General features: G+C 61.4%; 11 protein-coding genes. 4 read left to right on the top strand and 7 right to left on the bottom strand.

What is annotated here, in order from left to right; translation table 11 throughout:
* Positions 1-9: 9 nt before the first annotated feature.
* The 5 genes from accB to DEJ54_RS15325 all read right to left on the bottom strand — a co-directional run bounded on the left by accB (position 10) and on the right by DEJ54_RS15325 (position 6,447).
* On the bottom strand, positions 10-480 hold the full coding sequence (gene accB, locus DEJ54_RS15345; RefSeq protein WP_113155330.1) for an acetyl-CoA carboxylase biotin carboxyl carrier protein: 471 nt from the start codon (positions 478-480) through the stop codon (positions 10-12).
* Between the two features lie 21 nt (positions 481-501).
* On the bottom strand, positions 502-945 hold the full coding sequence (aroQ, locus tag DEJ54_RS15340) for a type II 3-dehydroquinate dehydratase (protein ID WP_113155329.1): 444 nt from the start codon (positions 943-945) through the stop codon (positions 502-504).
* Positions 946-1,075: 130 nt separating this feature from the next.
* Positions 1,076-1,843, bottom strand: coding sequence for a DsbA family protein (locus DEJ54_RS15335; RefSeq protein ID WP_113156320.1), 768 nt, complete (start codon positions 1,841-1,843; stop codon positions 1,076-1,078).
* Positions 1,844-1,917: 74 nt separating this feature from the next.
* A complete protein-coding gene (locus tag DEJ54_RS15330; protein WP_113155328.1) occupies positions 1,918-3,288 on the bottom strand; it encodes a M48 family metalloprotease in 1,371 nt (456 codons plus the stop codon).
* A 192-nt stretch (positions 3,289-3,480) separates the two neighbouring features.
* Positions 3,481-6,447 (bottom strand): ribonuclease E/G, encoded by a 2,967-nt coding sequence (locus DEJ54_RS15325; RefSeq protein ID WP_113155327.1) that lies wholly within the window; start codon positions 6,445-6,447, stop codon positions 3,481-3,483.
* Between the two features lie 687 nt (positions 6,448-7,134).
* Between DEJ54_RS15325 and DEJ54_RS15320 the strand changes: the two genes are divergently transcribed.
* From DEJ54_RS15320 to prfB, 3 genes are all read left to right on the top strand, one after another.
* A complete protein-coding gene (locus DEJ54_RS15320) occupies positions 7,135-8,301 on the top strand; it encodes an N-acetylmuramoyl-L-alanine amidase (protein WP_222473919.1) in 1,167 nt (388 codons plus the stop codon).
* 332 nt (positions 8,302-8,633) lie between these two features.
* On the top strand, positions 8,634-11,090 hold the full coding sequence (locus DEJ54_RS15315; RefSeq protein WP_113155325.1) for a penicillin-binding protein 1A: 2,457 nt from the start codon (positions 8,634-8,636) through the stop codon (positions 11,088-11,090).
* Between the two features lie 119 nt (positions 11,091-11,209).
* A protein-coding gene (gene prfB / locus DEJ54_RS15310) for a peptide chain release factor 2 (protein ID WP_113155324.1) occupies positions 11,210-12,341 on the top strand; the annotation gives its coding sequence in 2 pieces (ribosomal slippage) (positions 11,210-11,278 and positions 11,280-12,341; 1,131 coding nt in all).
* Positions 12,342-12,407: 66 nt separating this feature from the next.
* Here the strand turns inward: prfB and DEJ54_RS15305 are convergent.
* A complete protein-coding gene (locus DEJ54_RS15305) occupies positions 12,408-13,709 on the bottom strand; it encodes a M23 family metallopeptidase (RefSeq protein WP_162742384.1) in 1,302 nt (433 codons plus the stop codon).
* Between the two features lie 179 nt (positions 13,710-13,888).
* Positions 13,889-14,368, bottom strand: coding sequence for a peroxiredoxin (locus DEJ54_RS15300; RefSeq protein ID WP_113155322.1), 480 nt, complete (start codon positions 14,366-14,368; stop codon positions 13,889-13,891).
* A gap of 194 nt (positions 14,369-14,562) precedes the next feature.
* Between DEJ54_RS15300 and DEJ54_RS15295 the strand changes: the two genes are divergently transcribed.
* Complete coding sequence (locus DEJ54_RS15295; protein WP_245447575.1) at positions 14,563-17,841, top strand: DUF3971 domain-containing protein; 3,279 nt, start codon at positions 14,563-14,565, stop codon at positions 17,839-17,841.
* The last annotated feature ends 60 nt before the right edge of the window (positions 17,842-17,901 follow it).

Here is a 17,901-nt window from a genome sequence, read left to right as displayed (position 1 = left end):
TGCCCCGGACTATTCGATGACGACCAGCGGCTCGCCGAACTCAACCGGCTGCGCATCCTCGAAGAGGATCGCCGTCACGGTGCCGGAACGGGGCGCGGGAATCTGGTTCATGGTCTTCATCGCTTCGATGATGAGAAGCGTCTGGCCTTCCTTCACGGACTGGCCGACTTCGATGAAGGCGTTCGCGCCGGGCGCGGGAGACTTGTAGGCGGTGCCGACCATCGGGGAAGGAACGGCATTCTTGGAATCGGCCGGGCTCTTCTTGGCTTCTTCAGCCGCGGCCGGGGCCGGCGCAGCCGGTGCGGGCGCGGGGGCGGGTGCCGGAGCGGCATAGCTCTGCACGGCGACTGCGCCCTGCTTGGCCACGCGAATCCGCAGGTCGTCCTGCTCGACTTCGATTTCCGTCAGATTGGTGTCGTTCAGGATCGTCGCAAGCTCGCGAATGAGTTGCTGATCGACCCCCGTCTTTTTTGTCGACATGTGTTTTGTCCTGCTTTTGTCTCAATCCGGCCGGTGTGCGGCCAGCGCATCCAGCGCGAGTACATAACCGATTGTGCCCAATCCGCAAATCATGCCTTTTGCCGCCGGGGCAATCATCGAAACGTGGCGAAACGCTTCGCGGGCATGAATGTTGGAAATGTGCACCTCAATCACCGGGAGCGGGCTCACCGCACGGATCGCATCATGCAATGCAATCGACGTGTGCCCATAGGCGCCGGGATTGACGACGATGCCGGCAGCTTTCTGGCCGGCCTCATGGATCCAGTCAACGAGGTCGCCCTCGTGATTGGACTGGCGAAACTCAATGTCCATTCCAAGTGAAGCGGCCTTGTCCCGGCAGTTCTTCTCGACGTCCGCAAGGGTGTCGCCGCCATAGATGCCGGGTTCGCGCTTGCCGAGCGCATTCAGATTGGGCCCGTTCAGAATGAAGACTGTTTTCGCCATAAAATCGTCCCCTGGCCCTTTTGCGGCACCATCACAAGCTCCTCTATAGAGGGCTTAGACCGTACCGCAAAGATGGCAAGGGGCTTCTTTCTCTGTCCACAGAGCGCTCCGGAGGCTTCCGGCGTGCGCGTCAGTTGCTTTCCGTGCGGGCCTGTTCGATCTTTTCGCCGAGCACATCCTTGCCCAGCGCGCCGAACACAACCTCGTTTCCGACCACATAGGCGGGCGTTCCGGTAACCGCAAGCTGATTCGCCAGCTCATAGGTTTCCGCGAAAGCCTTCTGGATCTCCGGATTTTCCATTTCCTTGCGAAGTGCTGCCTCATCAAGACCAAGGCCGGTCGCAATCGACATGGCCAGTTCGCCATCAGCGCGGGATTCCGAACCCATCAGCTGCTGGTGGAACTCGGCGTATTTCTCGGGCGCGGTCGCCTGAACGGCCATGGAAACCACATGGGCCTCGCGCGATTCTGCGGAGAGGATGGGGAATTCCTTGAGAACAAAGCGCACATCGTCATTCTCTTCGAGCAGCGCCTGCATGTCGGCCATGGCGCGTTTGCAGAAGCCGCAATTGTAGTCGAAGAACTCGACCACGGTGACCTGGGCCTCCGGATTGCCGATCACGCCGTCATGCGGGCTGTTCAGGAGATCATCCTTGCGATCCTGCAGCACGGTCTTCTGGGCCTCGGCCTGCTGCTCGCGCTGCTTGGTTTCGAGTGCTGCCTGAACCTCGAGCAGGATTTCCGGGTTTTCGAGCAGGTAGTCGCGCACGATCTGTTCGACTTCCGGTTTGCCGAGCGCTGCGCCGTCCGATGCCTGCGCGACATTGCCGAGCGCCATGGCGGGCAGGAAGAGGGCGGTTGCCGCCGTAAGGGCGCGGAGTTTGCTGGAAAGAGTCATGATCAAATCCGATTTCATCTGAATTGAGGATATCTGTTTGTTGTGTGGCCCATTTGGGGCGGAAGGTTCACCGATCAACCGGGGGCCTTGTACTGTATGATGTCCTGCGCGCGCAGCCAGCCGGGCGAGCCGCGCTTCATGCGCTTCTGCGCCCTGATGGCGAAAAGCTTCGCATCGCGATACTGGCCGGCATGGAAATAGCCCTCTGCTGAAGCAAGCTCCGCATTGGCGATGTCACCCAACTGCCCGTAGGCCTGGGCAAGGTAGCGATAGCCATTGGCGAATTCCGGCTCACGCGAAAGCCCGGTCTGCAGTTCCGATGCCGCCTTCTTCACGAGGTCCGGCTGACCGGTCGCCAGAAGCGCCTGCCCATAGCCCACCTGAAGCAGTCCGGGCGTGCCCGGAGCAAGCGATAACGCCCTGGCATAGGCATTGGCCGCATCCTTCGGGCGGTTCGCCTTGATGAGGATGTCGCCGCGCAGCTCCTGCAGATAGGGATTGCGGGGCATTTTGGAGATCAGTGCATCGACCTTCTGGAGCGCCGTGCGGGGATTTCCGGTGAGAAAGGTGGCAATCGCGTCGCCATACATGGCGGGAATGCCGCGCGGGTCCTGCCTGAACAGCCGCTGTACGGCCTGCGCGCCTTCCGTATGCGCAGCAATCTTTGCGCGCATCATGTCATGGCGCTGCTGAAGCTGCGCCGGGTCCTTGCGGTCGTAGAAGCGGCTCTTGCGCGCAAGCTCTTCCAGATTGGCGATACGCTCGCGCGGCATGGGGTGGCTGATCTGGTAGGGATCGACATTGACGCCGGCGAGCGCCAGGCCGCCCGCCAGACGGTCGAACGTTGTCAGCATGCCCTTGGCCGACTGGCCGGTCTTGTTGAGATAGTCGATGGCCGTGCGGTCGGCGGTCACCTCTTCGGAGCGCTGATAGCCGAGCAGGCCGCGCCGCGCCATTTCCGCACCGCCGGCAGCCATGCCGACACCGGCCGAAGCCAGACCGCGCGTATCCGTTGCAGCCCCGGCAACGCCGGCTCCAATGCCGATCAGCGCCGACACGATGGCCATGGTCTGCGCACGCTTCAGCTGCTGGCGCAGTCGCTCCTGATGTCCGCCCGCAATATGCCCGGCTTCGTGAGCGATCACGCCGATGATCTCGTTGGGCGTTTCAGCCTGTGTCAGAGCGCCGGTGTGAATGAAGATGCGTCGCCCATCCACGAAGGCGTTGAAGCTGCGATTGTTGACGAGAATGATGTCGATCCCCGAACGGGACAGACCGGCCGCCTTCAGTATCGGGGCGGCATATTCGGTAACAAGAGCCTCGATTTCCGCGTCACGAACGACGGTCACACGCCCCTGCGCCTGCGAAGCCGGCACCGAAACGACAATCAGATAGGATGCCAGCATGAAGAGCGTGGCTGCCCGCGCGATAATCCTGTGAACCATGGTGTCTCTCTCAAGCATTGCCGAATTGGTAGACGAGCATAAGGGCAATGGGAAGGCACAACAGTCTTCGATCATGGAGTTTTGATCTGTGCTCTTGCCGTGTCGCCAATGCAAAAAGGCCGGCGCAATGCGCCGGCCTTCCAGTTTTTTGTGTTCCAAATGCTCCAGCTTTAGAAGCCGGCGCACGTCCCTCTAGAAGAAGCTCTTGCGCTGCCACCAGCCGGTCTTGCGGGGGCGATCGCTCTCTGCCGGTTCGGAAGAGGAGACAACCGGTTCCGAAGATACGGCGGCTTCTTCCTTGGCAGGCTCTTCGACCGTTTCCTCGACCGCTTTCTGGGCCGGTGCTGCCTCGCTGGGAGCCTCTTCGGCGGCTTCCGGGGCAACCGTTTCTTCCGCAGCCGGCTTGACTTCGGCTGGCTTGTCTTCAGCCGGTTTGGCCTTGGCGGTGCTGCGACGCGTGGTCGTGCGACGCCGTTTCGGAGCCGGCTTTTCTTCAGCGGCTGCCTCTTCGGCAGGCTTTTTCTCGGCTGCCGCTTCTTCCGCTACGGCTGGAGCCGCTTCGTCGGCTGTCTCGGCAGGCGCGGTTTCAGCCGGTGCAGCAGCCTTGCGGGTGCGGCGGCGCGGCTTGCGAGCAGGCTTCTCCTCGGCGGGCGCATCCGTTGCCTCGGCAGAAGCCTCCGCCTCTGCCCCTGCCTCGGGTGCGGCGGCCTGCGCCTCGGGTGCAACTGCCGGAGCCTCATCGGCAACAACCGGCGTCTCGGGTGCTTCTGCCACCTGCGGGGCTTCTGCGCTTTCTGCAGTCGGAGCGTCGTCGGAAACGCCTGCCTCTACAGAGGCGTCGCCCTCGGCTTCCTGCGTATCGCTGTCGCGACGGTTCCTGCGGCCACCACGTTTCCCGCGATGGCGCTTCTTGCGCTCGCCTTCGCCGGCTTCTGCCGGCTGCGTCTCGGCTGCATCCTCGGAAACGGCTGCGCCATCCTCAGCCGTGGCTGCGACGGCATCGTCGTCGCCTGGCATCTGATCTGCGTTCTGATCCTGATTCTGCTCTGCACCCTCGGCGCCGCCATTGTTGCGGTTGCGGCCACCCCGGCGCTTGCGCTTGCGGCGACGCTTGCGCGGTTCGCCATCTTCACCGGCTTCGGCTTCCTGTGCGGGGGCAGGGGTTTCAACCACCTGTGCGGGCGCTGCCTGCGGGGCTGCCGGCTGCTCCATTCCCGATTTGTCGGCCGGCTGCTGCTTGGTGATCGCAAAATGCTGCGAACCCACGCTGTCATCCGCCTCGACAGTGATGGTCACGCCAAAGCGGTTTTCCATCTCGACCAGATTGGAGCGCTTGTGGTTCAGCAGATAAAGTGCGGTCTGCGCCGGCGTGCGCACGGCTATGTCGTTGCGCGCGTCCTTGAGCAGGTATTCTTCGATGGAACGCACCACATAGAGCGCCACCGACGAATCGGAGCGGATGTGTCCCGTGCCGCCGCAATGGGGGCAGGGCTGCATGGTGCTTTCCAGAACGCTTGCGCGGATGCGCTGACGCGACATTTCCAGAAGCCCGAAATGCGAGATGCGGCCAACCTGGATTCGGGCGCGGTCATTCTTGAGGCAATCCTTGAGGCGCTTCTCGACCGCCCGGTTGTTCCGGTTCTCCTCCATGTCGATGAAGTCGATCACGATCAGGCCCGCCATGTCGCGCAGCCTCAACTGACGCGCCACTTCCTCCGCCGCTTCCAGATTGGTCTGGAGCGCGGTGTCCTCGATCGAGTGCTCTTTCGTCGAACGGCCGGAGTTCACGTCGATCGCCACCAGAGCCTCGGTCTGGTTGATGATGATGTAACCACCGGATTTCAGCGTGACCTGCGGCTGCAGCATGCGGTCAAGCTGCGCCTCGATGCCGTTTCCGGCAAAGATCGGCGTCACGTCGCGATAGGGCTGAACGGCCTTGGCATGGCTCGGCATGAGCATGCGCATGAAGTCCTTGGCCTCGCGATACCCTTCCTCGCCGGCCACCAGGATTTCCCCGATGTCCTTGTTGTAGAGGTCGCGCACCGACCGCTTGATGAGGCTTCCTTCCTCGTAGACGAGGGCGGGGGCCGTGGATTCAAGCGTCAGGCTGCGAACCTTCTCCCAAAGGCGCATCAGGTAGTCGTAATCGCGCTTGATCTCCGCCTTGGTGCGGTTTGCACCGGCGGTGCGCAGGATCACGCCCATGCCCTGAGGCACTTCAAGGTGCTTCACGACGTCCTTGAGACGCTTGCGGTCCTGCACATTGGTAATCTTGCGGGAAATGCCGCCACCGCGTGCGGTGTTGGGCATCAGAACCGAATAGCGGCCTGCCAGCGACAGATAGGTGGTGAGCGCCGCGCCCTTGTTGCCGCGCTCTTCCTTGACGACCTGAACGAGCAGGATCTGGCGGCGCTTGATGACCTCCTGGATCTTGTAGTTCTTGCGGGCGGCGCGGCGCGAGGGCTGCGCTTCTTCCAGCGCATCGTCAGCGCCAACCGTGTCGACGTCGTCTTCGTCGTCGTTGCCATTGTTATCGTCATCGGACCGGTTGCGGCGCGAGCGCCGGCTACGCGGCTCTTCCGAAACCACGTCGGCAGAGGCCTCTGCAGCCATGGCCTGCGGCTTGTCTTCGCCGTCCGCGTCCTGCGCAGTGTCGGCATCGTCGTCGGAAACCGCGTCGGCGTCCGCCTCGGCTTCAGGCTGCGCCTCGGCAACGGCGTCGCTGTCGCCGTCCTCTTCCTGTGCAGCCTCGTCCTGGGAAGCGTCGTCCTGCTGGGCGGTCTTCTTGCGGGTGCTGGCGCGGCGGCGCTTGCGTCCGCCTTTCTGTGCCTGGCGGGGCTCGCTGTCTTCGTCGTCGTCATCGGCCTTGGCTTCTGCGGCTTCGGCCTCCAGAAGCGCCTGACGGTCGGCTACGGGGATCTGGTAATAGTCGGGATGGATTTCGCTGAAAGCGAGAAAGCCATGCCGGTTGCCACCATACTCTACGAAGGCTGCCTGAAGGGAAGGTTCGACGCGTGTGACGCGTGCCAGATAAATATTACCGCGAAGCTGCTTCTTATCCTGAGATTCGAAATCAAACTCTTCGATGCGATTACCGCGAAGGACAACAACCCTCGTTTCCTCCGGATGGGAGGCATCTATCAGCATTTTGTTTGGCATAAATACTTGTCTCCCCGGCAAGGAAAGATTGTCGGGCCGGGCTCGACGGGCGTAGCCGCAAGCCAACGTGACAATCTGTGCCGGATAATCTGAGGCTCGCCGGCGTTGAAGGCCGCGCCAAATTGGGCCGGAGCACCGAGCTTGCGGTGCGTTTCAATCCGGATCTCGTTCCAATTGCGCCTGATGCCATTCCATCGCCCGGCAGAACCGTTTCAACCAAGGCCCGATTTTGCGGGCCAGCTTTTGCTCATATAGAGCCGGCGCGGACAGTGATGGTCCGGCCGTTTCCTGAAGCCAGGGCTTCCATGCTTGAGGAAGGCCCTGAAAAATTCCTCTTGAATCACCACCCGTTCGGGTTTGCGGCGGCGGATAAAGGTTTGCCCCGTTGCTCATCGCCGTTTGTCAGCTGGGACTCAAACCAAGGACGGATATCGCGATGATTCAAAGATGCTTTTATGATTTGACAGTTGTATTGGCAACCCTGATTTCTATCGCGCCCTGGCCGGGGCGGCCTGCAAATATCATCCAGCTTATTTGCCCAATGTCCCTGCACAGCGCATAAAATATGATCGTTGGCGGTCGATTCGAAGAAAAATTGCCATTTTCTTTCGCTGGAAATGGGGTTGATTCGACTAAATCCGCATGACGCATCGGAGAGAAGCGGTTTTGCACAGACCAGCGTTTTTTTTGACGGTTGTCCTCACCGGGCTCTTTCTCGTTCTCAACAATGCCCTTGCCGATGGTCCTGCGCTCAAGGCGCATGACTACAAGATGGCCGGTGACCAGCAATACACGCGCATCGTCGTGCATTTCGACCGCGCGCCCGATTTTCGCTGGTTCCTCCTGCGCGATCCCAACCGGCTGGTGATCGACATGCCGGCCACCGAATTCACCTTCGATCCCCTGGAACTGGAGCCACGGGGGCTGGTTGCCGGTGTGCAATATGGCGCCGTCGATGCGCAGCGCGCGCGTCTGCTCTTCAACGCCAAGGGGCCGTTCTCGGTCGAAAAAGCCGAGGTTATGAAGAACGAGACCTCCGACGGGTTTCGCCTCATCATCGAAATGCGCGCCAGTTCCGTTGAGGATTTTGACAAGGCCCTGCGGGCCAGCATGACGCCGCCCGACCTTGGTTCCGCCAAGGACGAGGCCGTTGCGATGAAGGATCGTTTCACCGTTGCGCTTGATGCGGGGCATGGCGGCGCCGATGGTGGCGCGCGTGGCGTGAACGGTACGGTCGAAAAACAGATCACGCTTCTGTTCTCGCTCGAACTCAAGAAAAAGCTCGAGGAGACTGGCCGGTATCGCGTTGTTCTCACACGAGAGGATGACCGTTTCCTGCGTCTTGACGAGCGCGTGCGCATTGCGCGGGAGAAGGGGGCTGACCTCTTCGTTTCGGTCCATGCCGATGCGATTGCCATTCGCAGCGTGCGCGGTGCGACCGTCTACACGGTTTCCGACAAGGCGTCCGACGCCGAGGCTGCGGCAACCGCTGCACGCGAAAACCTGTCTGACGAGATCGCCGGCAAGGTGCCGGAAGAAGAGCAGGACGAGGTCGAGGATATTCTGGTCGATCTCATCCGGCGCGAGACGCACGCCTTCTCCATCCGCTTTGCGCGCACGCTCATCGGCGAACTGTCGAGCACCGTGCAGATGGTGAAAAACCCGCATCGCTATGCGGGTTTCCGCGTTCTGCGCGCCCCGGATATCCCCTCGGTTCTTCTGGAACTGGGCTATCTTTCCAATCCGAAGGACGAAGCGCAGCTGCGCGATCCGGCATGGCGGGAGAAGACAATGGCGGCGATCATTGATGCGATCAGCTATTTTGCCAAGGCAAATGGTGCAGCTGGAGGTTGATCTCAGAGCCCAATTCGTTGCAAGTCTGCAACGGCGGTCCCGTTTTGTGCTGTTCGCGCCGGGGGCGCTGCAATCGCCGTATTTTGCCCACAAGCGTGAGGCATTAAGAGCAGGCGCATGATTTTCCGGCTGTCCTTGCACGAGCGGGCGAAGATCGTGAAAAGAAATGGTATATTGGAATCGCATGGAATGAAGACAGCGGACTGCGTTGCGGTGGCAATCCACCATTCGCCTGTCCCTCTTTGTCCTGCCGATAAGACTTGGAAAGGCTGCGCGGGGCAGTTGCCGCTGACGGGCGGTGAAGTTGCGACCGGGCTTGAATTGGAGCGGGCATGATACGTCTCATCGGGTATTTCTTCGGCGTCGGCATCGTGCTGGCGCTGCTGGTGGCTGCGGGCATCGCGCTCTACATCGGCGATCTGACCAAGGATCTGCCCGATTACGAGGTGCTGGCGAAATATGAGCCGCCGGTCACGACCCGCGTTCACGCCTCCGATGGCGCTCTCATGGCCGAGTTCGCGCGCGAGCGTCGCCTCTACCTTCCGATCCAGGCCGTTCCGGATCGCGTCAAGGCTGCGTTCCTTTCCGCAGAAGACAAGAATTTCTACAAGCACCCGGGCATCGACGTGACGGGCCTTGCCCGCGCCGTGGTGACCAATGTGCGCAATCTGGGCTCCGGTCGGCGTCCGGTCGGCGCGTCCACGATCACGCAGCAGGTGGCGAAGAACTTCCTTCTCACCTCCGACCAGACCATGCAGCGCAAGATCAAGGAGATGGTGCTCTCCTTCCGCATCGAGCAGGCCTATTCCAAGGATCGCATCCTCGAACTCTATCTGAACGAGATTTTCTTCGGTCTCGGTGCTTACGGCATCGCCGGCGCGGCGCTTACCTATTTCGACAAGTCGGTCAACGAGCTGACGCTGGAAGAAGCGGCCTATCTCGCTGCTCTTCCCAAGGGCCCGTCCAACTATCATCCCTTCCGTCACACCGAGCGCGCCATCGAGCGCCGCAACTGGGTGATCGACCAGATGGTCGAGAATGGCTACGCCACGGCTGAAGAGGGCGAGAAGGCCAAGAATACCGGCCTCAATGTCTCGCCGCGTCGCCGGGGCACCTATCTGTTCGCCGGCGAGTATTTCACCGAGGAAGTGCGCCGCGACATCATTTCGCGCTATGGCGAAGATGCGCTCTACGAGGGCGGCCTTTCCGTCCGCACCACGCTTGATCCGCAGATGCAGCTTTATGCGCGCAAGGCGCTGCACAATGGCCTTTTGCGCTATGACACGCTGCGCGGCTATCGCGGACCGGTCACGCAGATCGACGTTTCCGGCGACTGGGGTGCAGCCCTCGGCGAAGTCGATGGGCTGAGCGATGTTCCCGAGTGGAATGTGGCCGTGGTTCTTGGAACTGAAGACAGCAAGATTTCCATTGGCCTCAAGCCTGAACGTGAGGTTTCCGGCGCACTGTCCGAGGAACGCACGACCGGCACGATTGCGCTGGAAGACATGAAATGGGCCATGCGGCACGTGGTGGACGGCAAGCGCCTCAAGGCGGAACGCCAGTCCGACGTTCTGAAGCCGGGCGATGTGATCTTTGTTGAGAAGAAAGCTGACACGGACCGCGCGTGGACGCTGCGCCAGGTGCCCGAGGTCGAGGGCGCGCTTGTCGCCATGGACCCGCACACGGGCCGCGTTCTGGCCATGGTCGGCGGCTTCTCCTACGCCGAATCCGAATTCAACCGTGCAACGCAGGCCTATCGTCAGCCCGGCTCGGCCTTCAAGCCGGTCGTCTATGCCGCCGCGCTCGACAATGGTTACACGCCTGCCTCCGTGGTGCTTGATGCTCCGATCTCGGTGCAGGTCGGCAATGATGTGTGGGAGCCGAAGAACTACGGCGGCAAGTTTGCCGGCCCTTCGACCCTGCGCGCCGGTATCGAGCGTTCGCGTAACCTGATGACCGTGCGGCTTGCCAAGGATATGGGCATGCCGCTCGTTGCCGATTATGCCGAGCATTTCGGCATCTACGACAAGATGCTGCCGGTTCTGGCCATGTCGCTCGGCTCGGGCGAAACCACAGTCATGCGCATGGTTTCCGCCTATGCGGTCATGGCCAATGGCGGCAAGCAGATCGTTCCGTCGCTGATCGACCGTATTCAGGATCGCTACGGCAAGACTGTCTACAAGCATGACCGTCGCGAATGCGTGGGCTGTGTTGCCAGCGAATGGACCAATCAGGAAGAGCCCGAGATCATCAATGATCGCGAGCAGGTTCTCGACCCGATGACCGCCTACCAGATCACCTCCATGATGGAAGGCGTGGTGAAGCGCGGTACGGCAACCTCCATTGCCGAACTCGGCCGTCCCATCGCCGGCAAGACCGGCACCACCAATGACGAGAAGGATGCCTGGTTCGTTGGCTACACGCCTGATCTCGTGGTTGGCGTCTTCATGGGCTTCGACACGCCGCGCCCGATGGGCCGTGGTTCGACCGGTGGCGGTCTGGCCGCGCCGATCTTCAAGGAGTTCATGGGCAATGCGCTCAAGGACATGCGCCCGGTGGACTTCCAGGTGCCCGAGGGCATGAACATCATCCCGATTGACCGCAAGACCGGCATGCGCGCCGAGTCGGGCCAGCCGGGCGTCATCATGGAAGCCTTCAAGCCCGGCACGGGACCGGCCGACAGCTACTGGGTGATCGGCATGGAAGATTTGGAAGGCATGGGCGGGCCGCGGGTTGTTTCGCCACAGGCCAACCGGGCGGTGAATTCCGGCGCCGGCGGTCTCTACTGACGCAGCGTTCTGAATCTGTGACGCGCCCGCTTTACACAGGCGGGCGCGGTTCATATGGTCCGACGCGATTCAGGAAGCGTTTTCTGAAAAATCCAACAAAGCCGAGGTGTTGATCTGCAATGCGTGCGGAAACCGAAAATCTTGTCGACGAAATCAAGCAGGCCATAAGCCTGCTGAGGAGGCATCTTTGACTGGGATGAGGCAGTAAAGAGGCTGGAATACCTGAATTCGCGCGCTGAAGAGGCCGATCTGTGGAACGATCCGCAGGAGGCGCAGAAGCTGATGCGCGAACGTCAGATGCTGGAAGACAATATCAGCGGGGTCCGTGATCTGACCCAGGCGCTTGAGGACAATATCGGCCTCATCGAGCTTGGTGAGGAAGAGGGCGACGCTGACGTGGTGACGGAAGCCGAGAGCGCGCTCAAAGTGCTCAAGGACGAGATTGCCGCGCGTCAGGTGGAGACGCTGCTCTCCGGCGAGGCCGATGGCAACGACACCTATCTCGAAATCCATGCAGGCGCCGGCGGCACCGAAAGCCAGGACTGGGCACAGATCCTGCTGCGCATGTACACGCGCTGGGCCGAACGTCGCGGCATGAAGGTCGATGTCATGGAAGTCCATGACGGCGAAGAGGCAGGCATCAAGTCGGCAACCCTTCTGATCAAGGGGCGCAACGCTTATGGCTGGCTGAAGACCGAATCGGGCGTGCATCGTCTGGTTCGCATTTCGCCTTTCGACAGCGCTGCGCGCCGGCACACATCCTTTGCCAGCGCCTGGGTCTATCCGGTCATCGACGACACGATCGAGATCGACATTCCCGATTCGGACGTGCGCGTGGATACCTATCGCGCTTCCGGCGCGGGCGGACAGCACGTCAACACGACCGACTCGGCCGTTCGCATCACGCACATTCCGACCGGCATTGTCGTCCAGTGTCAGAAGGAACGCTCCCAGCACAAGAACCGCGCAACCGCGTGGGACATGCTGCGTGCGCGCATCTATGAGGACGAGCTGAAGAAGCGGGAAGATGCGGCGAGCGCCACCGAGGCGTCCAAGACCGACATCGGCTGGGGACACCAGATCCGCTCCTACGTCATGCAGCCCTATCAGTTGGTGAAGGACCTGCGCACAGGCGTGGAAAGCACCAGCCCGCAGGACGTGCTCGACGGCAAGCTTGATGCGTTCATGGAAGCCGCACTTTCGCAGCGCGTGCATGGCGGGGAAGGGGCCGAGGTCGAAGACCTCGCCTGAACCGGCTCATGCGTCGGCGTGAAGAGTAGAACAGCGGGCGGGCCTCAGGCTCGCCCGTTTTGTATCTCAGGAGCCGTCCTTGAGAAACGCGGCGACCTTTCGACCAGCCGTGATGAACTGCGAGGGATTGATGGCCGTACCACCCTTGCGCACTTCATAGTGCAGGTGAGGGCCGGTGGAGCGACCACTGGAGCCGACCTTGCCGATCAGCGTTCCCGGCTCGACCTTCTCGCCCTTCTTGACCAGAAGCTTGCTCATATGCGCGTAGCGTGTGGTCAGTCCGTTGCCATGGTCGATTTCGACCATGCGTCCGTAACCACCGTTCCAGCCGGATTTGATGACGGTGCCGATACCTGCCGCATGAATGGGCGCTCCCGTCCGGGCGCGAAAGTCCATGCCGGAGTGATGCGCCCTGCGACCCAGAAACGGGTCGCGGCGGGAGCCGAAGCGGCTGGTGATCTGCGCACCGGGAACCGGATTGGCCAGCGGCAGCGCGCGCGCCTTGCCCTTGATGTCGTTGAGGCGAGACAGCGCATCGTCCAAGTCGCGTACCTGGTCTTCGAAGGCGAGCGCGCTGGCCGATGTCAGAAGCGGGCCGCCTACATGCTGTTCGCGCTCGTCTTCCGAAACGCGGACCCCGACATCATCAAGTGCGTCCGCGATGACCTCAGCGCTCTGATAGGCGTTGTCGGCCAGCGTCCTGACGCGGTCGATCTGCTCCGTCTCGATTGATGCGAGCGCGCGGTTGAGCTTCACGAAAAGAAAATCCGCCTTGTCTGCGGCAGAAAGCGGTCGGTCATCCGCCTGCGTCTGCGAACGAAGCGGCCAGGGAACGGTATCGGCTTTCGTGGGGGCCAGTGCTGCAACGGCGATGCTGCCGGTCCGTGTCGGATCGAGAAGCGGCTCGGTGTCGGCCTTGATCTGTGGGCGCGGGGCGGGAACCGGCCCCTTTTTGGGCAGGAGTTCCGTGCCGGCGCGGTTTAGAACCGGTTCCAGGCGGCTCTGGCGCTTGGTCAGCTGATCCTGCCGGGCAAGAAGTTCGCCCACCTTTTCCTGCATGAACTGCTGGTCGAGCAATTGACGGCTGGTCACGCGGTCGAGCTGGGCGCGCAGCGACGAGATACGGTCTTCATAGGCCTGCTGGATGCGGGCCTGCCGGGCCACCGTCGCGCCGATCAGATCGTCGCGCATAACCAGATAGGACGTTGCAAGAATGTAGCCGATTCCGATCGCAGCGATCGCTGAGCCCACTGATGCGGCCATCCATGGGCGAACAGTGAAATGTCGTATCTTTTCACCCCGCGCGATGATGATCGTGTGGGGCTCTTTTCGCTTGCCGAAAACCGCAGATTGCTGTGAACGCATCAGAAAATCGAACTTCGTTGCAGGTGAGCTTTGTTCGATTTTGATTACACTTGATTAGGGTTAATAAAGCTTTTCCCGATCAGGCGAGGCGTTAAAGAAAGCGGGGCAGGTGTGCTGCTCCGCTATATTTTATCATTCCCGCCTGTATGCGCGTCAGGCGATCCTGCCTGACCGGAACTGCTCTAGGCGGCCTGCCTGAGCTTCTTTGCTGCTTCGAGAACGGCCTGTGCGTGACCGGGCACCTTCACCTTGCGCCACACTTCCGCAATGCGGCCTTCCGGATCGATCAGGAAGGTGGAGCGTTCCACACCCATATATTTGCGGCCATACATGCTCTTCTCGACCCACACGCCATAGGCCTGCAGCGTTTCTTTTTCCTGATCGGAAACAAGGCCGACGGTAAGGCCGTGCTTGGTCTTGAACTTGTCATGGCTCTTGGGGCTGTCGGGAGACATGCCCAGCACGACCGTATCGACCACGTCGAATTCGGGCTTCAGTGCGGTGAAGTCGATGGCCTCGACCGTGCAGCCGCTGGTGTTGTCCTTGGGGTAAAAGAAGAGCACAACCGTCTTGCCGCGAAAGTCGGACAATCTGACCTCGCTGCCGCCATCGGCTGGCAGCACAAAATCCGGTGCTTCGCTTCCTTTGACGGGTTCTGTCATTTTCTTTCCCCTGTTTGTGGATAGGCGATGAAAGGGAGAGATATAATGATGTCGATGGATTCGTCCATGGCTGCGGTGTGTCGACGGGAACGGTTGTGGATCAGGAAGGCGCTTCTCACAGGAAAATCAGGTTCAGACGGGGCGAGATAGCGGCTTTGGAGACCTACCCTTCGACTGAGGGCAGGGCTCGTGGCGTGCTGCGGCGCTCCCTGTTCTGGCTGTGGTGCCGGCGCATTCTCATTGTTCTGGTCTCCCTGATCGCGCTTCTTGTGCTGGCCGGCCTTCTGCTTCAGTTCGTTGGCACCGGCTCCATCGGGCAGGATCGCCTCCGCGCCGCTGCCCAAAGGGCGCTGACCTCCGCCGCCGGTTACGAAATCCAGACCGACATGGGGGAGCTCGGGCTGGTTCTGAGTGATCGCAGTCTGGTTGCTCTGGAAATCCGCGATGCGCATCTGAGCAAGGCCGAGACTGGCCACAGAATGGTCGATGCGGACGTTTTGCGTATCGGGTTCCGTCTGCTCCCGCTTCTGAGCGGGAAAGTGGAAGTGGGAAGCGTCGAGCTTTCCGGCGCGCGGGTGCATCTGTCAGCACTTTCCGCGAAGTCCGACGAGGTTGCAGCGGTTGCCCGCTGGCAAAAGCCCATCGATCCGTCTGTTCTGGAAGAGAGCGTGTTTGCGGGCCTGCGGCGGGTCTATGCGATCTCCGAGCGCACCGGAACGCGCTATCTGCGCATGCGTGACGTCGAGATTGTTCTGGATGACGAGACGGGCCGCGCCGTAGCCCTCGACGTCAATGCCGCGCTCGCACCTTCGGGAAAGCTGGAATTCAGGGCCAATGCGGCGCTTGGTGAGCGGGAGGTGGAGCTTGTCGGATCGGCGCTTCGCCCGCTTGCCGATGGACCGATCAAGTCGCTCGAGGTGGAAATCGGTTCCCCCGATCCAACGGTTCTGGAGGCGGCGCGGTCCGTTGCTGGTGAACTGAAGGGAGCCGATGCGCTTCTTGCCGCCACAAGGCTATCGCTCAAGGGCGGCGAGCAGGAGGTCGGAAAAGGCAGGCTACAGTTCGAGGTGGCGCTGCAGGAAGCGCCGTTTGATCTTGGCGAAGATGGCATTCTGACCGCAACGGGCCGTATCCGCGCCGAGATTGGCCGTGAAGCCGGCATGATCGTCATCAATCAGGCAAACCTCGTTGTCGGCCGTTCGGTCTTCAACTTTACCGGCAGGATCGTTCCTCTTGAGAACGAGGAGGCTGACAGCGCGCTTTATGGCTTCGATCTGGTCAGTCCGAAATCGACCATCGCTCCGCTCGATTCACCGCAGGCTGCCGTTCCCTTCGTGGCGGGTGTTTCCGGACGCATCGACACCGGCAGCGGCCGCATCGTCGGCGATACGATCCGTATCGCAACGACATCCGGCGTCATCACCGCAAGCGCTGCTGTAACGCTGGAAGCCGGCAAGACGCCCGGGCTTTCGCTTGCCGTCTATACGAGCGGCATGCCGACCAATGAGGTCAAGCAGTTCTGGCCGTGGTTTGCGGCCTCGGGCGCACGGGAATGGGTGCTTGAAAACCTGTTTGGCGGGCATGTGGTGGAAGGCAATCTGCGTTTGCGCGTTCCGCCCGGCCGGTTCGGCAATGGCCAGCCGCTGAACGATGAGGAAGTGAACGGCGCATTCTCCGTCGCTGATGCCCGTTTCGATATTGCAGGCCGCATTCCGCCGGTGCGGGACGCCGCCGGCAGCATCGCCTTTAAGGGCTCCGACATCGATATTGCCATCGAGGCGGGCACCGTCTTCATGCCAAGCGGACGGCAGGTTGCGGCCAGCAATGGCACGCTGTCCGTTCGCAACGCGCATGTGAAGCCGCGCATCGGCAAGCTCGCCATTGATGTTGCCGGCAAGGCGCCCGCCGTCGTCGAACTGGCCTCCTACGAGCCCATCGACGTGTCAGAGCGCATCGATCTGACGCCAAAGGATGTAACCGGTGACGTCACCGGTCATGTGACAGCCGACATTCCCCTGAGCGATGGCATTCCGCGCGACCAGCTTGGCTGGCGGGCGACGCTTGAATACTCCGACCTCTCGATCTCCAAACCCTTCAATGGGCAGATGGTCGCCAATGCCGATGGCGTGCTCATGGTCGAGCCGGGGCGGGCGGACATTTCGGCCACCGCCACACTCAACGGCGTGCCGGCGCGGCTCGAACTGGTGGAACCCTTTGGCGAATCCGATCAGGCGCGCTCGCGCAGGATCGAACTGACGCTTGACGATGCGGCGCGGCGAAAGATCGTGCCGGGCCTTGATGGCATTCTCTCTGGTCCGATGACGGTCGACTATGATGAGCTTGAGGATGGACGCAAGGCGCTCAAGGTCAATCTGGACAAGACGCGCCTGACGCTGCCCTGGATCAACTGGAGCAAGGGAGCGGGCATTCCGGCCAGCGCTTCCTTCATTCTGGATGAGAAATCATCCTCCATGGAACTCACGGATTTCAGGCTTTCCGGAAAGACCTTTTCCGCAACCGGGCGCATCACCATTGCGGGTGGTCGGCTCGCATCGGCCCGCTTCGACAAGGCACGGCTGAACCGCGATGACGATTTCTCCGTCTCCATCGACCGTTCAGGTTCCGCCTACAGGGTGTCGGTGCGCGGCGCGTCGGTCGATGGCCGCGCCATGGTGAAATACTATCTGGGTGCGCGGCAGGGCGCGTCAGGTGGCGATGATGACGGCGCAGACGCGGGCATCACACTCGACGCCCGTCTCGACCGCGTCTCCGGTTTCGGCGGCGAAGTGATGCGCGATGTGTCGCTTGACTACAAGGCGGGGGCCGGTGAGACCGGCACGCTCGATTTAAAGGGCGTCACCGCATCTGGCGGAAGCGTTTCCCTGTCGCGCGACGCAGGCGGCATTCGCGCCAATTCCTCCGATGCCGGTGCGGTCATGCGTTTCGTGGATTTCTACGAACACATGGAAGGCGGGCGCATGGTGCTGGCCCTGACGGAAGCTGGCGGTGGCCGCTTTCAGGGCAGCGTGACGGCCGAGAACTTCTTCATCGTCAACGAGCCGCGTCTGGGGTCTCTGGTCGCCGCAACGGACAATAGCGGCAATGGCGACAAGGTCGATGCCGCACGTGTCAGCTTCGAGCGTGGTTTTGCCAACATCATCAAGGGGCCGGGCAGTCTGGCGCTGAGCGACGGCGTTCTGCGCGGTCCGCTGATCGGCACCACCTTTCAGGGCACGCTGTTCGACGCCAATGACAACATCGCGATCACCGGCACCTTCATGCCGCTTTACGGGCTCAACCGCATTTTTGGCGAGATCCCGCTGTTCGGCGCCATTCTCGGCAATGGCCGTGATCGCGGCCTGATCGGCATCACCTACCGTCTCTATGGCAAGCTGAAGGATCCGCAGATGGAGGTGAACCCCATCTCCGCCATTGCGCCGGGCATCTTCCGGCAGATCTTCGAGTATCGATAGCGGGCAGCCGCCCATAAAGAAAAAGCGTGCGCCCGGTTGGACGCACGCTCATTTTTCAAA

Origin of the sequence: Nitratireductor sp. OM-1 (assembly GCF_003296175.1) — a bacterium.
GTDB lineage: Bacteria > Pseudomonadota > Alphaproteobacteria > Rhizobiales > Rhizobiaceae > Nitratireductor > Nitratireductor aquimarinus.
Note: the sequence above shows the minus strand (reverse complement) of the source record. Positions and strands in the feature narration are given on the sequence as shown.

Excerpts from the sequence above, each read along its gene's own strand:
- DEJ54_RS15315 (WP_113155325.1), top strand. The coding sequence starts at position 8,634 with ATGATACGTCTCATCGGGTATTTCTTCGGCGTCGGCATCGTGCTGGCG.
- DEJ54_RS15330 (WP_113155328.1), bottom strand. The coding sequence starts at position 3,288 with ATGGTTCACAGGATTATCGCGCGGGCAGCCACGCTCTTCATGCTGGCA.
- DEJ54_RS15300 (WP_113155322.1), bottom strand. The coding sequence starts at position 14,368 with ATGACAGAACCCGTCAAAGGAAGCGAAGCACCGGATTTTGTGCTGCCA.
- DEJ54_RS15335 (WP_113156320.1), bottom strand. The coding sequence starts at position 1,843 with ATGACTCTTTCCAGCAAACTCCGCGCCCTTACGGCGGCAACCGCCCTC.
- DEJ54_RS15325 (WP_113155327.1), bottom strand. The coding sequence starts at position 6,447 with ATGCCAAACAAAATGCTGATAGATGCCTCCCATCCGGAGGAAACGAGG.
- aroQ (WP_113155329.1), bottom strand. The coding sequence starts at position 945 with ATGGCGAAAACAGTCTTCATTCTGAACGGGCCCAATCTGAATGCGCTC.
- accB (WP_113155330.1), bottom strand. The coding sequence starts at position 480 with ATGTCGACAAAAAAGACGGGGGTCGATCAGCAACTCATTCGCGAGCTT.